Annotated in this window: 18 protein-coding genes and 4 pseudogenes; 7 read left to right on the forward strand and 15 right to left on the reverse strand. The window is 67.1% G+C overall.

The window, feature by feature from the left end; translation table 11 throughout:
• Positions 1–2: 2 nt before the first annotated feature.
• The 3 pseudogenes from gcvH to gcvPB form a co-directional block, all read left to right on the forward strand.
• Positions 3–322: pseudogene (gene gcvH, locus G9473_RS00005) on the forward strand (glycine cleavage system protein GcvH); the annotation flags it as partial.
• Between the two features lie 60 nt (positions 323–382).
• Positions 383–1,740 (forward strand): annotated as a pseudogene (gene gcvPA / locus G9473_RS00010) (aminomethyl-transferring glycine dehydrogenase subunit GcvPA); the annotation flags it as partial.
• 49 nt (positions 1,741–1,789) lie between these two features.
• Positions 1,790–3,305 (forward strand): annotated as a pseudogene (gene gcvPB / locus G9473_RS00015) (aminomethyl-transferring glycine dehydrogenase subunit GcvPB).
• A 3-nt stretch (positions 3,306–3,308) separates the two neighbouring features.
• Here the strand turns inward: gcvPB and G9473_RS00025 are convergent.
• Complete coding sequence (locus tag G9473_RS00025) at positions 3,309–4,655, reverse strand: lipopolysaccharide biosynthesis protein (RefSeq protein WP_291134765.1); 1,347 nt, start codon at positions 4,653–4,655, stop codon at positions 3,309–3,311.
• A 29-nt stretch (positions 4,656–4,684) separates the two neighbouring features.
• Positions 4,685–5,164: a hypothetical protein gene (locus G9473_RS00030; RefSeq protein ID WP_291138557.1), complete on the reverse strand. Its 480-nt coding sequence runs from the start codon at positions 5,162–5,164 to the stop codon at positions 4,685–4,687.
• Between the two features lie 66 nt (positions 5,165–5,230).
• Between G9473_RS00030 and G9473_RS16020 the strand changes: the two genes are divergently transcribed.
• Both G9473_RS16020 and G9473_RS00040 read left to right on the forward strand, forming a co-directional pair.
• Complete coding sequence (locus G9473_RS16020) at positions 5,231–5,512, forward strand: hypothetical protein (protein WP_367159118.1); 282 nt, start codon at positions 5,231–5,233, stop codon at positions 5,510–5,512.
• Between the two features lie 99 nt (positions 5,513–5,611).
• Positions 5,612–6,363, forward strand: a pseudogene (locus G9473_RS00040) (hypothetical protein).
• Here G9473_RS00040 and mmsB read toward each other — a convergent pair.
• From mmsB to G9473_RS00075, 7 genes are all read right to left on the reverse strand, one after another.
• On the reverse strand, positions 6,350–7,216 hold the full coding sequence (gene mmsB, locus G9473_RS00045; RefSeq protein WP_291134771.1) for a 3-hydroxyisobutyrate dehydrogenase: 867 nt from the start codon (positions 7,214–7,216) through the stop codon (positions 6,350–6,352). The pseudogene G9473_RS00040 and the gene mmsB overlap by 14 nt on opposite strands.
• 13 nt (positions 7,217–7,229) lie before the next feature.
• Entirely contained in the window at positions 7,230–7,469 is a 240-nt protein-coding gene (locus G9473_RS00050) for a hypothetical protein (protein ID WP_291134773.1), read from the reverse strand.
• Between the two features lies 1 nt (position 7,470).
• Positions 7,471–8,265 (reverse strand): enoyl-CoA hydratase-related protein, encoded by a 795-nt coding sequence (locus G9473_RS00055; protein ID WP_291134775.1) that lies wholly within the window; start codon positions 8,263–8,265, stop codon positions 7,471–7,473.
• The gene (locus tag G9473_RS00060) at positions 8,262–9,317 is read right to left on the reverse strand and encodes an enoyl-CoA hydratase/isomerase family protein (protein ID WP_291134777.1); all 1,056 of its coding nucleotides are present in this window, start codon (positions 9,315–9,317) and stop codon (positions 8,262–8,264) included. Before G9473_RS00060 ends, G9473_RS00055 begins: the two co-directional genes overlap by 4 nt.
• A complete protein-coding gene (locus tag G9473_RS00065; RefSeq protein ID WP_367159826.1) occupies positions 9,314–9,688 on the reverse strand; it encodes a VOC family protein in 375 nt (124 codons plus the stop codon). Before G9473_RS00065 ends, G9473_RS00060 begins: the two co-directional genes overlap by 4 nt.
• Before the next feature lie 17 nt (positions 9,689–9,705).
• Complete coding sequence (locus G9473_RS00070; RefSeq protein WP_291134781.1) at positions 9,706–10,122, reverse strand: hypothetical protein; 417 nt, start codon at positions 10,120–10,122, stop codon at positions 9,706–9,708.
• 76 nt (positions 10,123–10,198) lie between these two features.
• Positions 10,199–11,344 carry an acyl-CoA dehydrogenase family protein gene (locus G9473_RS00075; RefSeq protein WP_291134783.1) on the reverse strand — a complete coding sequence of 382 codons (1,146 nt, stop codon included), beginning with the start codon at positions 11,342–11,344 and terminating at the stop codon, positions 10,199–10,201.
• Positions 11,345–11,451: 107 nt separating this feature from the next.
• On the opposite strand from G9473_RS00075, the gene G9473_RS00080 reads away from it, so the two are divergent.
• The gene (locus G9473_RS00080) at positions 11,452–11,850 is read left to right on the forward strand and encodes a hypothetical protein (protein WP_291134785.1); all 399 of its coding nucleotides are present in this window, start codon (positions 11,452–11,454) and stop codon (positions 11,848–11,850) included.
• 90 nt (positions 11,851–11,940) lie between these two features.
• Here G9473_RS00080 and G9473_RS00085 read toward each other — a convergent pair whose 3' ends face one another.
• The 4 genes from G9473_RS00085 to G9473_RS00100 all read right to left on the reverse strand — a co-directional run bounded on the left by G9473_RS00085 (position 11,941) and on the right by G9473_RS00100 (position 16,316).
• A complete protein-coding gene (locus G9473_RS00085) occupies positions 11,941–12,327 on the reverse strand; it encodes a RidA family protein (RefSeq protein ID WP_291134787.1) in 387 nt (128 codons plus the stop codon).
• Complete coding sequence (locus tag G9473_RS00090) at positions 12,324–12,584, reverse strand: I78 family peptidase inhibitor (RefSeq protein ID WP_291134789.1); 261 nt, start codon at positions 12,582–12,584, stop codon at positions 12,324–12,326. Before G9473_RS00090 ends, G9473_RS00085 begins: the two co-directional genes overlap by 4 nt.
• A gap of 130 nt (positions 12,585–12,714) precedes the next feature.
• Positions 12,715–14,208 (reverse strand): CoA-acylating methylmalonate-semialdehyde dehydrogenase, encoded by a 1,494-nt coding sequence (locus G9473_RS00095; RefSeq protein ID WP_291134791.1) that lies wholly within the window; start codon positions 14,206–14,208, stop codon positions 12,715–12,717.
• A gap of 143 nt (positions 14,209–14,351) precedes the next feature.
• Positions 14,352–16,316, reverse strand: coding sequence for a winged helix-turn-helix domain-containing protein (locus G9473_RS00100; protein ID WP_291134793.1), 1,965 nt, complete (start codon positions 16,314–16,316; stop codon positions 14,352–14,354).
• A gap of 330 nt (positions 16,317–16,646) precedes the next feature.
• Here G9473_RS00100 and G9473_RS00105 point away from each other — a divergent pair, with 330 nt between their 5' ends.
• Complete coding sequence (locus G9473_RS00105) at positions 16,647–16,973, forward strand: UrcA family protein (RefSeq protein WP_291134795.1); 327 nt, start codon at positions 16,647–16,649, stop codon at positions 16,971–16,973.
• Between the two features lie 111 nt (positions 16,974–17,084).
• Here the strand turns inward: G9473_RS00105 and G9473_RS00110 are convergent, their stop codons facing one another.
• Positions 17,085–17,831, reverse strand: coding sequence for a glutaredoxin (locus G9473_RS00110; protein WP_291134797.1), 747 nt, complete (start codon positions 17,829–17,831; stop codon positions 17,085–17,087).
• Positions 17,832–17,845: 14 nt separating this feature from the next.
• Positions 17,846–18,118 carry a metal-sensitive transcriptional regulator gene (locus G9473_RS00115; protein ID WP_291134799.1) on the reverse strand — a complete coding sequence of 91 codons (273 nt, stop codon included), beginning with the start codon at positions 18,116–18,118 and terminating at the stop codon, positions 17,846–17,848.
• Positions 18,119–18,182 lie beyond the last annotated feature (64 nt).

Below are 18,182 nucleotides of genomic sequence, written 5' to 3' on the forward strand. Positions count from 1 at the left end.
GCGCCACCGTCGGCATCACCGAATATGCCCAGGACCAGCTGGGCGACATCGTCTTCGTGGAACTGCCCACGGTCGGCGACAACGGTCGAAAAGGGCAAGGAAGCCGCCGTGGTCGAATCCGTCAAGGCGGCGAGCGACGTCTACGCGCCGATCTCGGGCGAAGTGACCGAGATCAATTCCACGCTCGAGGACGAACCGGGCCTCGTCAATTCCTCTCCGGAAGAGGACGGCTGGTTCTTCCGCGTCAAACGTCTCCGACGAAGGCGAGTTCGAAGGGCTGATGGACGAGGACGCCTACAAGGAATTTCTCGCCAACCTTTGAGGCTGCGGCTTCGTAGCTTCGTGCGCTTCGCCCACCTCTCCACCAACAGGGCCTGAAACCATGCGTTACCTTCCTCTCACCGACACCGACCGCAGCGAAATGCTGGCCAAGATCGGCGCGAAATCGATCGACGACCTGTTCGTCGACGTGCCCGCGGTCGCCCAGCTCGACGGGCCGATCCACGACCTGCCGATGCACGCCAGCGAGATGGCGGTCGAACGCCACATGAAGGCCCGCGCGGCGAAGAATCTCGCGGCGGGCGATGCGCCCTTCTTCCTCGGCGCAGGCGCCTATCGCCACCACGTGCCCGCGACGGTGGACACGGTGATCCAGCGCGGCGAGTTCCTGACCGCCTACACGCCCTACCAGCCGGAAATCGCGCAGGGCACGCTGCAGATGCTGTTCGAGTTCCAGACGCAGGTCGCGCGGCTTTACGGCTGCGCGGTGGCGAACGCCTCGCTCTACGACGGGTCGACCGCGTGCTGGGAAGCGGTGGCGATGGCGACCCGCGTGACGAAGAGGAAGCGCGCGGTGCTGTCGGGCTCGCTCCACCCGCATTACGCGCAGGTGGTCAAGACCATGGCCCAGTTCACCGGCGACGAGATCGCGGACGCGCAGCCCGCGATCACTCCGGAAGTCGATCTCGACGGCCTGATCGCGCGGATCGACGAGGACACGGCCTGCGTCGTGGTGCAATATCCCGACATCCTCGGGCGCGTGTGCGACCTCTCGAAAGTGGCCGAGGCGGCGCATGAAAGGGCGCTCTGCTGGTCGCGGTCAACACCGAGCCGGTGGCGCTGGGCGCGCTCAAGTCGCCCGGCGAGATGGGCGCGGACATCGTCGTGGGCGAGGGCCAGTCGATCGGCGTCGGCCTGCAGTTCGGTGGGCCTTACCTCGGCCTCTTTGCCGTGCGCGATCCCAAGCACGTGCGCCAGATGCCGGGCCGGCTGTGCGGCGAGACGGTGGACGCGGCAGGGCGGCGCGGCTTCGTCCTGACGCTGTCCACCCGCGAACAGCACATCCGGCGCGAGAAGGCGACGAGCAACATCTGCACCAATTCCGGCCTGTGCGCGCTCGCCTTCAACGTCCACATGACTCTGCTCGGTGAAAAGGGCCTGCGCGAACTGGCGGCGGAAAACCACCGCCTCGCCTGCCTCGCCGCCGACCGGCTGGCGAAGGTTCCCGGCGTCGAAGTGCTCAACAATTCGTTCTTCAACGAATTCACCCTGATGCTCGGCGGCAAGCCTGCGCGCGAAATCGTGCGCGACCTTGCCGACAGGGGCGTGCTCGGCGGCGTGTCGCTGGGCCGGCTCTATCCCGGCGTCGAGGCTCTGGAACACGCGCTGCTCGTCGCCGTGACCGAGATGACGACCGAAGAGGACATCGAAACGCTCGCGAGCGAACTCGAAACACTGGTCAGGAGACCGACTGATGAACGCGCCCAACAAGTCCGGATGGAAGCCCGCGATGGAAGTCGCCGAGGACGGGATGCATAATGGTCCCGCGACGACGACCGGCAACCGCGCGCTGATGCTGGAAGAACCGCTGCTGTTCGAAATCGGCCATGCCGAGACGACCGGCGTCGACCTTCCCGAAGTCGATCCCGAAGCGCCCAATCGCCTCGGCGGGTTCGAGCGGGCCGAGCCGATCGGCCTCGTCGGCCTGACCGAGCCGGAAACCGTGCGCCACTACACGCGCCTGTCGCGGCAGAACTACGGCATCGACCTCGGCTTCTTCCCGCTCGGTTCGTGCACGATGAAGCACAACCCGCGCCTCAACGAAAAGGTTGCGCGCCTGCCCGGTTTCGCCGACATCCACCCGCTCGCCCCACAGGCCACCGTGCAGGGCGCGCTTCAGGTGATCCATGAACTGGGCGAATGGCTGTGCAAGCTGACCGGGATGCCCGGCGTCGCGATGAGCCCCAAGGCGGGCGCGCATGGCGAGCTGTGCGGCATCCTCGCGATCCGCGCGCGCGCACGAAGCGCGCGGCGACGCGCGCGAGGTCGTACTCGTCCCCGAAAGCGCGCACCGGCCCGCCTTCGCGCGCGCCGGATACCGGGTGGAAGACGCCCCGTCGCCGGCCGGGTGGCCGAGGCCAAGACTTGCCAAGATCAGGAGCGGCTCGGGCCGGACGTCGCCGCGGTGATGATCACCAATCCCAACACCTGCGGCCTGTTCGAAAAGGACTTCCGCGAAATCGCCGATGCGGTCCACGAGGCGGGCGGCTACGTCTATTGCGACGGGGCCAATTTTAACGCGATCGTCGGCCGGGTGCGCCCCGGCGATCTCGGCGTCGATGCGATGCACATCAACCTGCACAAGACCTTCTCCACCCCGCATGGCGGCGGCGGTCCGGCTCCGGCCCGGTCTTTTCGGAAGCGCTGGCTCCTTACGCCCCGCTGCCCTTCGTCAAGAAGCAGGGCGAGGACTATTACCTCGTCGAGGAGGAAAACCGCGAGGAGCGCGGGCCTTCGTTCGGCCGGATGACCGCCTTCCACGGGCAGATGGGGATGTTCACCCGCGCGCCCTCACTGCCTATGCTCTCCACGGTGCGGACGGGCTGAAGCAGGTCGCCGAGGACGCGGTGCTGAACGCGAACTACATCCTCAGGAGCATGGAGGACATCCTCCACGCACCCTTCGCCGACAGCGGCCCGTGTATGCACGAGGCCCTGTTCGGGGACAGGGACTTCGGCGGCGACCTCTCGACGCTCGACCTTGCCAAGGGGCTGATCGACGAGGGCTTCCACCCGATGACGGTCTATTTCCCGCTGGTGGTCCACGGCGCCATGCTGGTCGAGCCGACCGAGACCGAGAGCAAGGCGAACATGGACCAGTTCATCGCCGCCTTCCGCAGCCTCGTCGAACGCGCGCGCGCCGGGGACGAGACGCTCAAGCACGCGCCCTACTATGCGCCGCGCCGCCGTCTCGACGAAACGACCGCGGCGAGGAAGCCGAAACTGAGCTGGACCGAAGACGCGTAAGGCTTACGGGCGGGGCCGGGCGTCCTCCGGCTCCGCCTCCTCGCCTTCCGCCATCGCCTCGCCCCCCACGGCCTCACCGACAAGGATGCGGATTTCCTTGAGGTTTAGGATCGCGACGTAAAAGCCGATCACGGCAAGGCTGCTCGCCCCCAGCACGGCGAAGGCCGCGCCCTTGGCCCCGTTCCAGTCGATCGCCACGTCGAGCAGCACCAGCGAAAGCACGGTCGGCACCGCGCGCACGATGAAGGCCGTGCCTGCGCGCCCCGCCGAAACGAGCAGCGATTCAAGGCTCGCGCCCACCAGTTCGACCGCGCCTGCAATGCTGAGAATGACCATCGCCCAGTAATAGGCGCTGAAATCCTCCTCCGCGATGGTCGCCAGCGCCCAGCGCCCGCCCAGCAGCGCCGCGACCACGGCGATCACGCCCGCGATCACCGCGATGTTCGCCATGCGCCGCGCGATCGACAGCGCGTTCTCCTCGTCGTGGACGAGCTCGGGCAGGATCGCCTTGGAGATCGTCTGGGCGAGCGTCACCAGCGCCTGCCCCAGCTGCGCCGCGACGCGAAAGCCTCCCGCCAACGCCGCCCCGCCGAACGTCCCGACCAAGAGCACGATCACCTGCTTGCCCGCGATGTTGAGCGAGCCCGACATATTGGTCGACCACACGAAGCGCCAGGCATCCGGGTGGCGCGCGGGAATGCGGGTGAGGCTGAGAGCGGAGAGGTCTATCGGCGCATCGCGCGTCGCGACGATCCATAGCGCGGCGGCGACCGCGACTTCGGCGGCGGCCCAGGCGAGGATGAAGCCGAGCACGTCGGGCATCATGAACCACGCCAGCACCGCCCCGCCGGCGCGGATCGCGGGCTGCACCGCCTCGGCCGCGGTCGCACTCGCATAGCGGAAACGCAGCCGCAAAAGCCCCGTCGGCGTGGTGCGGATCGCGGCCAATGAAACGACGCAATAGCCGAAAGCGACCCACAACAGGTCTTGCGGAAGCGGCAGCCACAAGGGCGCGCTCCATACAAGCAGCGCCGCCGCCGCGGTCCCCATGACCACCGAAAGCAGGTCCAGCGCGATGGCGAAGCCCGTCGCCTCGCCCGCGCGCGCCGGGTCCATCACCGGCTCGCCCTCGGCGTCGCGCCCCTTCGCCCCCCAGCGCACGATGAACTGCCACGTCTGGAAATTGGCGAGGCCGGTGACCGTCTGCCCCAGCGCGACGATGATCGCGAAATGGCCGAAGCTTTCGATCCCCAGCGCATTGGTGGCGAGGTAGATGTAGACGAGGCTCATCGCCGCGTTGAAGCCGCGCCCGCCGAGGAGCCAGCCGATATTGGCGAAGAGGCGCTTCATCGCATCCTGCTCTTGTCGTGCGCGCGGGGCTACGCCGCGGGAGCGCTCCCGCTCCGGTCCCCTTCACGGCGCTTCAGGATCTTCTCGGTCACGCCGAGCGTGCGCTCCTCGTCGACATCGATCGCGTAATGCCCGTCGGACAGCACCACGGGGACCAGCTTGAACCCGAAGCGGCGCGAGATCTGGGCGAACAGCTTTTCCTTCGTCCCCCAGCCGAGCCGGAAGCGGATCAGGTTGACGAGGCCGAACGCCTTGATGATGCGGCTGGGGTATTTCATGAACTGCCCGCCCTCGCGCATGATCTCGGCCGCCGACAGCGCCTCGCGGCTGCCGATCCAGTACATGTTGCAGTTGGAATAGCCGCCGTCGGAAAACTCGTAGAACCGCTTCTGCCCGACCGGGTCGGCTTCCTGCACCGCTTCGCGCGTGGCGAGCCCGGCGGCGCCCTGCGCGTCTTCGGCGAGGCACTTGGCGATGAATTCGCGGTAGCCTTCGGGGTGACGAGGCAATTATCGGCGGTCGTGATGAGGAGCGGGAAATCCACCCCTTGCGCGCCCGACAGGACCGAATCGACGATGTTGAACCTGCCTTCGGCGAAAGCGAGGCGGCCTTCCTCCATCAGAGCGGCGATCAGCGGGATCGCGGCGATCTCGTCCGGTTCGTGCGCGACGATACGGATCGCGGCGACCTCGGGGCAGGCGGCGACCGCGGCGACGACGCGCTCGATCATCGGCACGCCGTTGACCGGCACGACCGCCTTCTGCGCGACGCCCGCCGCCTCGGCGAGGGGATCGAGCGCGCCCGAACGCTTGCCCGCCATGACGAGTGCGGTGACGGGGGCGGTGATCTTGGTGTGAGTGGCCATTGCGGAGCGCGCCTTAGACCGGGCGGGCGGGGTTGCCAAGCGACAGGCGCGCACCTTGTGCCTGTTCCCCGCGCGCGGCAGGGTCGGGGCCATGAAGATCGTGTTTTCGCGCAAGGGCTTCGACAGCAGCGCCGGGGGCGGGCCGTCCCCGATCGTGGCCACCAATGACGAATGGGGCCGCCCGGTCAGCCTGCCGATCCCTGCAGGCGCGGCGAGCGTCACGACCTATGGCGACCTCGGCCTCGGCGAGCACGCCGCGCGGGCGAGCCGGGGAAGCTCGGGGCGGGGGACAAGTGCCATCACGACCCGATGTTCACCGAGGACGGCGAGTGCCTGTTCGGCCAGTGCGGCGCGGCGCAGACCCATCTCGAGCGGCAGGGCGTGGGCGTGGGTGACGTGTTCGTCTTCTTCGGGCTTTTCGCGGAGCAGGGGGGCGGCGAGCCGCATCACCGCATCTTCGGCTATCTCAAGGTCGAGGAGATCGTCCCGCTTGCGCCCGGCGCCCCGGCGGAGCTGGTCGAAAGGGGCCACCCCCACGCGCTCGCCTTGCACGCGCGGAACGACTGCATCTGGCGGGGCGAGGGGCGCGTTGCGACGCGCGCGAGCGAGGCGCTGCGCCTCACCGTGCCGGGCGGCCCGCCCAGCCTGTGGCGCCGCCCGGACTGGCTGAAGCGCGGGGGGCTGTCCTACCACGACCGGGCGGATCGCTGGTTGCGCGCCAAGAACGGACAGCGGCGGTTGAGGGCGGTGTCGCGCGGGCAGGAATTCGTCGCCGATGTCGGGCGACGACGTGCCCCGCGCGAATGGCTCGAAGCCGTGATCGCCGCAATCAGAGCGTCCTGATGATGCCTGAGAAATCCACCCCGCCGTGCTCTTCGGCAAAGGCTTCGTAGATCGCCTTGGCGTGGGAGCCGAGCTCGGCTTTCGCACCCGCTTTCTCCGCCGCTTCGATCGCTAGGCGCAGGTCCTTGACCATCAGCGCGGCGGCAAAGCCAGGGGCGTATTCGCGGTCCGCCGGGCTTTCCGGGCCGACGCCGGGGACCGGGCAATAGCTCGTCATCGACCAGCACTGGCCCGAGGACACGCTCGAGATGTCGTAGAAGGTCTGCGCGTCGAGCCCCAGCTTTTCGGCCATGGCGAAGGCTTCGGCCGTGCCGATCATCTGGATCGCGAGCAGCATGTTGTTGCAGATCTTCGCCGCTTGTCCGTTGCCCGCGTCGCCTGCGTGGATCACGGCCTTGCCCATCGCCTCGAGGATCGGCTTGGCGCGTCCGAACGCCTTGTCCGACCCGCCGACCATGAAGGTGAGCGTGCCCGCATTGGCCGCCGCGATCCCGCCGGAGACGGGCGCATCGACCATGTCGTATCCGTGCGCCTCGGTCACTTCGATGACTTCGCGCGCGGTGGCGACGTCGATGGTCGAGCAGTCGAGCATCACCGCGCCTTCGGGCGCATGGCCGATGACGTCGTCCCAATAGACCTGTTTCACGATTTGGCCGTTGGGCAGCATGGTGACGACCGCTTCGGCCTCCGCGCAGGCTTCCTTGGCGGTGTCGAAGGTTTCGCACCCCGCGTCCTTCGCCGCGGCGAGCGCGGTTTCGCTGAGGTCGAAGGCGCGCACCTCGTGCCCCGCCTTCACAAGGTTGGCGGCCATCCCGCCGCCCATGTTGCCGAGGCCTATGAAGGCGATTTTCATAGCTAGTCTCCGATCAGATTAGGAACGAGGCGATTCCGATGAGAATGAGGATGATGCCGAACACCAATAGCTGCTTGCCGAAAGCGAATTTCTCCATTCGTTTCCAGCCGATGGGCTGACCTTTCTTGTCGAACCCGACCATTGTAAGGAAAAAGGTCTGCTCGATGTCGTCCTCTTCCTCGGAACCTTGATCGTTAATCCAGCCGATCAGAGCCATCAGAGCACCTGCCGGAATTAAGAACCAACCGAGCACGCTAGCGCCCCTTCCAATTCCCCTCGCGCTTCTCGATGAACGCCGCCATGCCCTCGGCCTTGTCCTCGCTGGCGGTGAGGATTTGGAAGATGCGGCGTTCCACGATCAGCCCCTGGTCGAGCGTCATCTCGAAGGCGGAGTTCACCATCTCCTTGTTCGCGATCACCGCCATCGGCGGCATCGAGGCGATGGTGGCGGCGGTCTTGAGCGTCTCGGCAAGCAGATCGTCATGCGGCACGACCTTCGCGACGAGGTTCGCGCGTTCGGCTTCCTCCGCGCCCATCATCCGGCCGGTGAGGCACATTTCCATCGATTTCGACTTGCCGATCGCGCGGGTGAGCCGCTGCGAGCCGCCCATGCCGGGCGCGACGCCGAGCTTGATCTCGGGCTGGCCGAATTTCGCGTTTTCGCTCGCAATGATGAAATCCGCCATCATCGCCAGTTCGCACCCGCCGCCGAGCGCAAAGCCGTTGACCGCCGCGATCCACGGCTTGCGGGTCTTCTTGACGATCTCGCTCGTCCACGGGCTGAAGAAATCGTCGAGGTAGAAATCGGCCGCCGCCTTGTCGTGCATCTCCTTGATGTCCGCGCCCGCGGCGAAAGCCTTGTCGCCGCTGCCCGTCAGCACCGCGCACAGCTGGCTCTCGTCGGACTGGTAGTCGGCGAAAGCCTCGATCAGTTCGGCGAGCACCTGCGTGTTGAGCGCGTTCAGCGCCTTGGGCCGGTTGAGCGTCATCAGGGTGACGCCCTTCGACCCTTGCGCGTCCTTTTCGACCGTTATCGTTTCAAAGCTCATAGCGGTTTCCATTCCTCTTCAGGCGGGAGGGGGGCGAAGATCGCGTCGAGCAATTCCTCGCTCACGCCCTCGGGGGTTGCGGGGTCCCACTTGGGGTCGTTCGTCTTGTCCACGATCACCGCGCGCACGCCTTCGGCGAAGTCGGGGCGCAGCAGCACGCGGCTCGCGATGCGGTATTCCATGCGCATATTGTCGGCGAAGTCGGTCAGCTCGCTGGACGCGGCGATCTGGCGCAGCGCGACCTTGCAGGTCTGCGGGCTTTTCGTGCCGAGTGTGTCGCGCTCCTTCAGCGCCCAGTCGTCGCCCGCATCCGCCGCCTTGTCGAGGCTGGCGAGGATGTCCTCGTAGGTGTCGGAGGCGAAATGCTTGGCGATCTTGTCGGCATTGCCCTTGATCTTGGCCTCGGGCGGTGTGCCGGTGGGTTCGGAGAGGATCCCTGCGATCCGGTCGGGATGCTGGGCGATGCGCGCCTTGATGTCCTCGAGCAGGGCGTGCTCGACGTAATGCGTCGCGATGCCGGTCCACAGGCATTCCGATCCGTCGAGCCGCGCGCCGGTCAGCGCGAGGAACTGGCCGATCCGTCCGCCGATGCGCGCGAGATACCAGCCGCCGCCGACATCGGGGAACAGGCCGATCCCCGATTCGGGCATGGCGAAGCGCGTGTTCTCGGTCGCGACGCGGAACTTGGCGGGCTGCGAAATGCCCACGCCGCCGCCCATCGTGATGCCGTCCATGAAGGCGACGATGGGCTTGGCGTAGGTGAACATCTGGTGGTTCAATTGGTATTCGTCGTGGAAGAACCTGCGCCCCGAAACGCCGCCGTCGTTGAGCGCCGAATCGCGCAGCATGGCGATGTCCCCGCCCGCGCAGAAGCCGCGCCCCTCGGCATGGTCGAGGATCACCGCCTCGACCTCGTCGTCGTTCTCCCATTCGCTGAGCGCCGCGCTCATCGCGTGGCACATTTCCAGAGTCAGGGCGTGGATCGCCTTGGGGCGATTGAGCGAGATATGGCCGACGCGGCCCGTTTTCCTCGTGAGGACTTGGTCTGTCATTCCTGTTCTTTCGCTTCGATGAGGTCCCAGCGATTGCCGAAGGGGTCCTGAAATACGGCGACGAGGCCATAGGGCTCGTGGCGGGGTTCCTCTTCGAACACCACGCCCGATGCTGTAAAGCGTGCATTGCTTTCCGCAAAACTGTCGGTTTGGAGGAAGAACCCGACGCGCCCGCCCGCCTGCCGGCCGATGGCGGCGGCTTCGGTGTCGTTCTTGGCGCGGGCCAGCAGCAGCCGCCCGCCGCCCGGAGCCTCGATGACGACCCAGCGTTTCCCGCCGCCCATGTCGGTGTCCTCGACGAGCGCAAAGCCGAGCGCGCCGACATAGAATTCGAGCGCGGCGTCGTATTCGGGCACGATGAGCGTGGTCATGGTGAAGGCGAGGGTGGTCACTCGAACACCTCGGCGAGCGGCGCGACGGGCTGCCTCGGGGGATTGCGATACCACGCGATGAACCAGAAGGTCATGGCCGAGGCTACCGACGGCGCAGCCAGAGCGAACCAGGCCCATAGCTCACCGTTGCTGCCGAACCATTCCAGCAGGCCAATGACGAGCGCCGAGCAGGCGATTCCGGCGAGAAGGAAAACCCACCACGGCCCCTTGCCCCATCGCTCGGTCGCAAGGATTGTCGGCACCGCGACCGGGGCCGCGACCGTCGCTCCGAGGGCGGCAACGAAGACGGGAAGGATCGCGAGGAAGAAGGGCGACCCGCCGCCGTCGCGGAGGGCGACGATCGCAATAAAGGCAACACCGCCCGCCAGCGAGGCGGCGAGGTAGGCGAGCAGGAGGAGCGGCACGCGTCTCACTCGCGCCCGCGCTCCGGGACGACCTCCGGGGAGCGATGACGCAGTGCACGCATCCGGATGGACCGCTCGCTATCCCTCACTGCCGCAGCAGGTCCCGCCCGACGACCATCCGCATGATCTGGTTCGTCCCTTCGAGGATCGAATGGACGCGCAGGTCGCGCCAGAACCGCTCCACCGGGTAGTCCTGCAGGTAGCCGTAGCCGCCGTGGAGCTGCAGCGCGCGGTCGACGATGGCCGAGCCGCTGTCGGTCGCAAGCCGCTTCGCCATGGCGGAAAAGCGCGTCTTGTCGGGCGCGTTGTCGGTGACTTTCGCCGCCGCAAGATACAGGAGAGCGCGCGCGGCCTCGAGGTCGGTCGCCATGTCGGCGAGCGTGAACTGCGTGTTCTGGAACTCGGCGACCGGCTGGCCGAACTGGGTGCGCTCCTTGGTATAACGGATCGCCTCGTCGAGGCAGCGCTGCGCTCCGCCAAGCGAACACGCGCCGATGTTGAGCCGCCCGCCGTCGAGCCCCTGCATCGCGATGCGGAAGCCTTCGCCCTCGCCGCCGACGACGTTCTCGGCAGGCACGCGCACGTCCTCTAGGATCAATTGCGCGGTCGGCTGCGAGTGCCAGCCCAGCTTCTTCTCGTTCGCGCCGAAACTGACGCCGGGCATATCCTTCTCGATCACCATGCAGGTGATGCCCTTCGGCCCGTCCTCGCCGGTGCGGACCATGGCGACATAGACCTCGTTCTCGCCCGCGCCGGAAATGAACTGCTTGGTGCCGTTCAGGACATAGTCGTCGCCGTCCTTCCTCGCCGTGGTCTTGAGCGCGGCGGCGTCGGAGCCGCTCGAAGGCTCGGTCAGGCAGTAGCTCGCGATGTGTTCCATCGTGATGAGCTGGGGGAGATACTTGTCCTTGACGCGCTGGCTGCCGAAGCGGTCGATCATCCACGCGGCCATGTTGTGGATCGAGATGAAGGCGCTGGTCGAGGGGCAGCCATAGGCCATCGCCTCCATGATGAGCGCGGCTTCCAACCGCCCGAGGCCGATCCCGCCCGATTCTTCCGAGACGTAGATCGCGCCGAAGCCGAGTTCGGCGCTTTGCGTGATGACGTCGCGCGGGAAGATGTGCTTTTCATCCCATTCGGCGGCGTTGGGGGTGATGTTGTCGGCGGTGAAGCGGCGGGCGACCTCCTGGATCGCGAGCTGGTCTTCGGTGAGCTGGAACTGTCCTGTCATGGCCCATGCCCTTAGCGAGCGCGCGGGGGGAGGGGAAGGGCGCGCGGCGCGCGTGGCCTTGCAGTTTTTGCTAGCGCTTGCGCGGCTTGCTTGCGACACACGGGGGCATGGCCAGAGACGACGCTTCCGAACCCGCCGCCCGCCTGATTTTCGTCTACAATGCGGACAGCGGGGTGTGGCCTTGGATCGAAGGCATGGCGCAGAAACTGTTCGCGCCGGAGCGCTATCCCTGCTCGCTGTGCCTGCTCACCTACGGGCGGCTGATGATGTATTCGGACTGGCGCCGCTTCGTGTTCCGCCTGCCGCTGGAAAAGGTCTTCCTCCACCGCGACGAGGCGGCGAGGAAGGGGCTGTCGGCGGAATGGCCCGCGGTGCTGCTCGACACCGGGCGGGGGGAGCCGATCGTGCTGGTTTCGGCGGCGGAGTTGAACGCCATGCAACACAGGCAGGCGCTGATGGCGCTCTTGTTGGAGCGCTTGAAGGAAACCGGCGTGCTCGCGCGGTAGGATCGGCCCTCGGCGGTTCCAACAGCCGAAAACGCAAGGGCGTCAGGGGGTATGACCGACGCGCACTTGCACGGCCCGCACGAAAAGGGGTCAGTCGAGGATCGCCTCGGCTTCGATCTCGACCTTCCATTCGGGGCGGCACAGCCACGCGACGCCCGCCATGGTCGCTGCCGGGGGATGCGCGCCGAAGAAGCGAGCATGGACCGCGCCGACCGCGTCCTGCTCCGCCGGGTCGGTCAGCAGCATCCGGGTGCGCACGACGTGCCGGGCCGAGCCGCCGAGCTGCTCGATCGCGGCCACGATCAGGGTGAGGCAGCGCTCGGCCTGCGCGGCGGCATCGCCCGGCGTGGTGGTCCCGTCCGGCTCGATCGGCCCGGTCCCGGCGACGACGATCCGCTCGCCCGTCCGCACCGCGCGGCAGAAGCCGAAGGCGCTTTCGTAGGGCGAGCCGGAGGTGGCTCTTTGCCGGCTGCTCATCCGCAGGTGATCGCCTCTATGACCATGTCGTCGTCGTAGCGCACGTTCACCCGGTCGACCCGATAGTCCATCGTCCACGCGCTGCGCGGCGGCCCCCAGCGCAGGGTGCGCGCGCCGGTTTCGGAGAGGATGCGCTCCCCGATTTCGGGGGTGGCCTTCTCGCCGACAAGGTTCTGTACGGGACCGGCATCGCAGACCATTTGCCCGGGCTCGACCGGGTTCGGGTTCGGGGCTGGTGCAGGGGCAGGCTCGGCCATGGCGCAGCCCGCGGCGGCGAGGGCGGCAGGGGCGGCAAGGGCAACAGGGACAAGGCGGTGCATCATGCTCTCCTCTCGCCCCGGTATTGCCACGCAGGCGGCATCCCCGGCAAGGGTGTCCGCCTGCCGGTCACCCCATGGTCGGGATGACGAAGGCGTTGGACCCGTCACCGCCACCATCGGGCCAGCGCTGGGTGACCTTCTTCTTCTTCGTCCAGAAGGCGTATCCTTCGGTCCCGTACTGGTCGATGTCACCGAAGCCCGACCGCTTCCACCCGCCGAAGGAATGGTAGGCGACCGGCACCGGGATCGGCACGTTGATGCCGACCATGCCGACGTTCACCCGGTTCGCGAACTCGCGCGCGGCGTGGCCGTTGCGGGTGAACAGCGCGACGCCGTTGCCGTATTGGTGCTCGGACGGCAGGCGCAGCGCTTCCTCGAAATCCCTGGCCCGCACGATCTGGAGCACGGGGCCGAAGATCTCCTCCTGGTAGCTCTTCATCTGCGGGGTGACGCGGTCGATCAGGGTCGGTCCGACAAAGAAGCCGTCCTCGTGCCCCTGCAGGCTGAACCCGCGCCCGTCGATGACGATTTCCGCGCCTTCCGCTTCCGCAGTGTCCACCCACTGCTCGATCCGCGCCTTGTGTTCGGGCGTGACGACGGGGCCGTAATTGGCATCCGGGTCGGTCGAGACGCCGATCCTCAGCGCATGGATCGCGGGAATGAGCTTTTCCTTGAGCCGCTCGGCCGTGTCCTCGCCCACCGGGACCACGACGGGCAGCGCCATGCAGCGTTCGCCCGCCGAGCCGAAGGCCGCGCCCGCAAGGTCGTTCACCACCTGGTCGAGATCGGCATCGGGCATGACGACGCCGTGGTTCTTCGCCCCGCCGAAAGCCTGCACGCGCTTGGCCCGCTTGCAGCCTTCGGAATAGATGTAATGCGCGATGTCGGAGGACCCGACGAAGCTGATCGCGGGGATGTCGGGATGCTCGATGATCGCATCGACCATCTCCTTGTCGCCGTGGACGACCTGCAGCAGCCCCTCGGGCGCGCCCGCTTCGAGGAAGAGCTCGGCGAGCCGCACCGGCACGCTCGGGTCGCGCTCGGAAGGCTTGAGGATGAAGGCATTGCCCGCCGCGATCGCCATGCCGAACATCCACATCGGGATCATCGCGGGGAAGTTGAACGGGGTGATCCCCGCCCCGATGCCGAGCGGCTGGCGCAGCGAATAGACGTCGATGCCGGGGCCTGCCCCTTGCGTATATTCACCCTTGGAAATCTGGGGCACGCCGCAGGCATATTCGATCACTTCAAGACCGCGCTGGACGTCGCCCTTGGCATCGTCGACGACCTTGCCGTGCTCGCTCGACAGCAGTTCGGCGAGTTCCTGCATATTGGCCTCGACCAGTTCCTTGAACTTGAACAGCACCCGCGCGCGCTTCTGCGGATTGGTCGCGGCCCATTCCGGCTGGACCTTTTTCGCGGTCTCCACCGCGCGGTCGAGCAGCGCGGCATCGCCGAGCGCGACCTCGGCCTGGACCTCGCCGGTCGAGGGATTCCAGACCTTGTGCTTGCGGGTGGGGGCGGGGCTTTCGCCGACGATGAAATGGTCGATCTGGCGCATGGGGTGAGTCTCTTCCTGTGCGGTTCTGTCCTTGGCGGGCCAAATGCAACCCTGCCGCGCCGCTGGCAAGGGCAAGCGGCCTCTCCAAAGTGGCAGCGGGCCCATGCCGAAGGGCCGTGCGGGCGGATAAACCGGCGAACCGGTCAGGGGCCGCGATAGGGCACGGCGGGCAGGGCGGGCAGGTTGTCGAGATTCCCGCGCCGGCGGCGTTCGGCGATCAGGCTCCGGATGCCCGGATCGGCAAAAAGCGCGTGGTAGCGCGGGTGCGCGCGGACCGCTTCGGGCCATTCCTCGCGCGGGGTGTCGAGGAAATCCACCAGCCACCGGCGCATCATGCCGGGCCTGCGGAAATAGCCGCTGAGCCGGTCGAGCCCCGCCTCGTATTGCCCGAATTCGCCGAGATACATCCCCTCGTGGATCGTATCGCCGTATTCGGACAGGGGGAGCGGGTTGGGGCTCCCGTCCCGTATCGCCATGAGGACCGGGAAATACTTGTCGCTGACCGATTCGGGCAGGCCGATCGCGGTCATACGCTCGCGCACGCGCGGCACGTCGCGGTCGTAAAGTTCGGCCTTCCCGGCATAGGCGAGGGCGTGCAGCCAGTACGCCGACGTCACGGTGCAATAGACGCATTCGCCCGCGAATGTGCGGACCGCGGAATAATTGCCCGTGGCGAGCAGGCTTTCGGCGTAGCGATGGCGGGTCGGCCCATGGGCCGGATCGAGGTCGAGCGCGGTGCGATAGGCCGCGATCGCCGCCTCGTGCTCGCCGATCTCCGCCAGTGTCCGGGCATGGAAATGATGGGCGAGGCCAATCTCCGGCGCTTCGCCGGTGATGGCCTCGAACTCCAGCAGGGCCGCAGCGATGTCGCCCCCATAGACCGCCGGCAACCGCGCCCGCACAATCCGTGCGAGAAGGTTTTCACCGTCGAGCGCGAGCGCGGTCGCGATCGCCTTGGCCGCGATGGCCTGCCTCTTTTCGGCTTCGTACCCGGAGATGATCGCAAGCGCGCGCCCGGCATGGGCATCGGCGAAATCGGGATCGATCCGGCTCGCGCGGGTGAAATCGTCGAAGGCGTCCTGCTTGTTGCGGATGTCGCCCACGAGACTCTTCTGCAGCCCCTCCTGGAAGGCGGCATAGGCTTGCGGGTCCACTCCGTCGGGCGAGGGCATGGGAAGCGATCCGACACCGGCGTAGACCTGCAGGGCGCTGACCAGGGCTTCGAGCGCAAGGTCGCCGAGGGTGGGACGCGAGATCGCGTCGGTGAATCGGTCGCGCCACAAGATCGTCCCGCTCCCCGCCTCGACCAGCGCAAGGTCGAGGAAGGTCTGGTCGAGCGCCGTGCCGACTTCGCCGATGACGAGATGGGTCGCGCCGAGCGACTGTGCGAGTTCGGCCTGGGTCCGCGTCGTCTCGGCCGCCTCGGTAACGCGCGGGCCCGGCACGAGGGCCATGCGTTCGATGAGGGCGAGATGGCCCGACATGGTCCGCGACAGGTCGGTCGCGAACTGCCGCACATCCTCGCCGTCGGTCTCGGCGGTTTCGAAGGGCAGCACGGCGAGCGTGACCTTGCTTGCCGCCCCTCCGGTATCGCCGGACGTCGGCGCGCCGAGGAAAGCGTAGAGGCCAAGGGCCAGCGCGACGACGACCGCCAGCACCGCTGCCGCGAGCGGCCAGCGCCGCCGTCCTGCCTCCGGCGCTTTTTCCGCCGGTGTCGCTTTTTGCGTCGCCGGCGCCGCCTTCGCCGGAACGGGGCCGGGCTCGGCGGCGGCAGGAGCGGCTTTCGCTTCGCCGCCTGCCGGTTCGCCGCGCGCGGCGTGCCCTTCGTGCAGGCAATAGCCGACGCCGCGAATGGTCTCGAGCAACGCCGCGTCCTCGCCCAGCGCCTTGCGCAGCGAGGCGATGTGGACCTGCAGCGCGTTCTCCTCGACGATCGTGTCGGGCCAGACTGCCGCGAGCAGTTCGTCCTTCGTCACGACCTCGCCCCGGCGGCGGGCGAGAACCGTCACGATCCCGAGCGCGCGGGGGCCGATCGCGACTCGCTCGCCGTCCTTCAGCAGCTGGCGATCCGGCTGCAGGATGTGGGATCCGATCGCTTGCTGGTCCATCGCCCGCCCGTTCAGACTTTCGCTCGCCTTAAGCTTATGCCGCCTCCTCTCGCCCTGTCACCCCCGGCGAAGATTTCAGGAAGGGAAAACAGGACGGCGCGGTCAATCGAGTGATCCTGTAAATCGCTGATACCGCGTGATTAATTCGCACACCTTCAGGAAAACAACAGGTTTCAGGCGCTCTTCACGCAAGCTTCACCGGAACGCCAAGGATCGAATTGGGGGGCTGGCCTAGTCCTTGGGTCGTCGCCGGGACACAGCGCCGCACAGCACAGCGCATCGCTCCGGGGCAGGACACAGGCAAACGCACGACCACACAGGAGACTATCGATGTTCAAGACCCTTTACGCCGCCGCCGCTCTCGCCACCCTCGCCGTCGCGGCCCCCGCCAGCGCCAAGGAAGAAGCGGTGAGCGTCACCGTCAGCTTCGCCGGCCTCGACATTGCGAGCAAGGACGGCTTCGCCGCGTTCGAGCAGCGCATCGACACCGCGATCGACCGCGCCTGCCGCATCAACGGGCGCCGCACCCTCGCCGAAATGCGCGCGGTCCGCGACTGCAAGGCGAGCATGACCACGAGCGCCGAACTCGCGGTGGCCGAACTGCTCGCATCGCCCGAACGCTTCGCCTCGGCGAACGAAATCACCCTTCGCGGCTGATCTTCACGTCCCCGAAGACCAACCCGCGAGAAACGGGAAGGGCGGCGCCAAAGCGGATGGCGTCGCCCTTTCTTTCGTCTGCGGCAAGTCGCGCCTGACGCGCGGCCCGGGTCACAGCAGCGCCGGTTTCGCCAGCATCCAAAGCGCCATGCCGATCATGAAGAGGTTTTCGGTCAGCGAGACGAAGCCCAATGGCACATTGCTGTCCCCGCCGACACAGGCGCACTTGAGTTCGCGCTTTTCGACATAGACCGCCTTGAACACGCTGACAGCGCCGATGGTGCCGATCGTGAGCGCGAGCGGGATCGAGACGATGTCGAGCACGTGCGCGGTCATCAGGAGCCCCGCCAGCCCCTCGGCGTGCGGATAGACATAGCCATAGGGCACCCAGCGCTTCGCCAGCAGGTCGTAATTGAGGAACATGGTCGAGAAGCTCTCGACATCGCGCAGCTTGAGGTAGGCGAGGCCGACCATCGAGAAGCTGACGAACCATTCCGCGGCAAGGAGCGAGAACGCCGCGCCGGTCGCGACATAAGCCGCACCCGCCGCCATCAGCGCCATCAGCGCGAACAGCGCGATCACGGGGCGGTAGGTCGTCCCCTCGGTCTTCGCGGGCTTGCCGAAATGCGCGGCGAGATCGGTGTAACCGCCGATCCGCTCTCTCCCGATGAACGCCTGCGGAGTGGTCTTGACGCCGTGCTCGGCCTTGAAGGCGTCGGTTTCGGCGCGGGTCGTGAGGTGGTGGTCCTCGACCGCATAGCCCTCGCGTTCGAGCAGCCATTTCGACTTGATGCCGTAGGGGCAGACATGGCCCGGCATGACCATGCGGTAGAGTTTGGCGGTGCGGGGCTGTTTCATTGTGAATCAGTGCCTTACTTGCGACCTCGTTCCAAAAGGTCGACCAGTTCCTCGAACTTGGCGCGCTGCTCGGCCTCGTCGCCGCTGGCGATCGCCTCGGCGACACAGCAGGCGGCGTGGTCCTTCAGGACCTGGCTTTCGACCTTGGCGAGCGCGGACTTGATCGCGGCGATCTGGTGGAGGATGTCGATGCAGTAGCGGTCGTCCTCGATCATCTGCGCGACGCCGCGCACCTGGCCCGCGATGCGGTTCAGCCGCTGCACCTTGGCCCTGGTCTTCTCGTCCATCACGATCGCCTCCGCTTGATACCCTAGGGGGGTATGTAGACGTCCGGAGCCGGATGGCAAGCCC

Source organism: Erythrobacter sp. (assembly GCF_011765465.1).
Taxonomy (GTDB): domain Bacteria; phylum Pseudomonadota; class Alphaproteobacteria; order Sphingomonadales; family Sphingomonadaceae; genus Erythrobacter.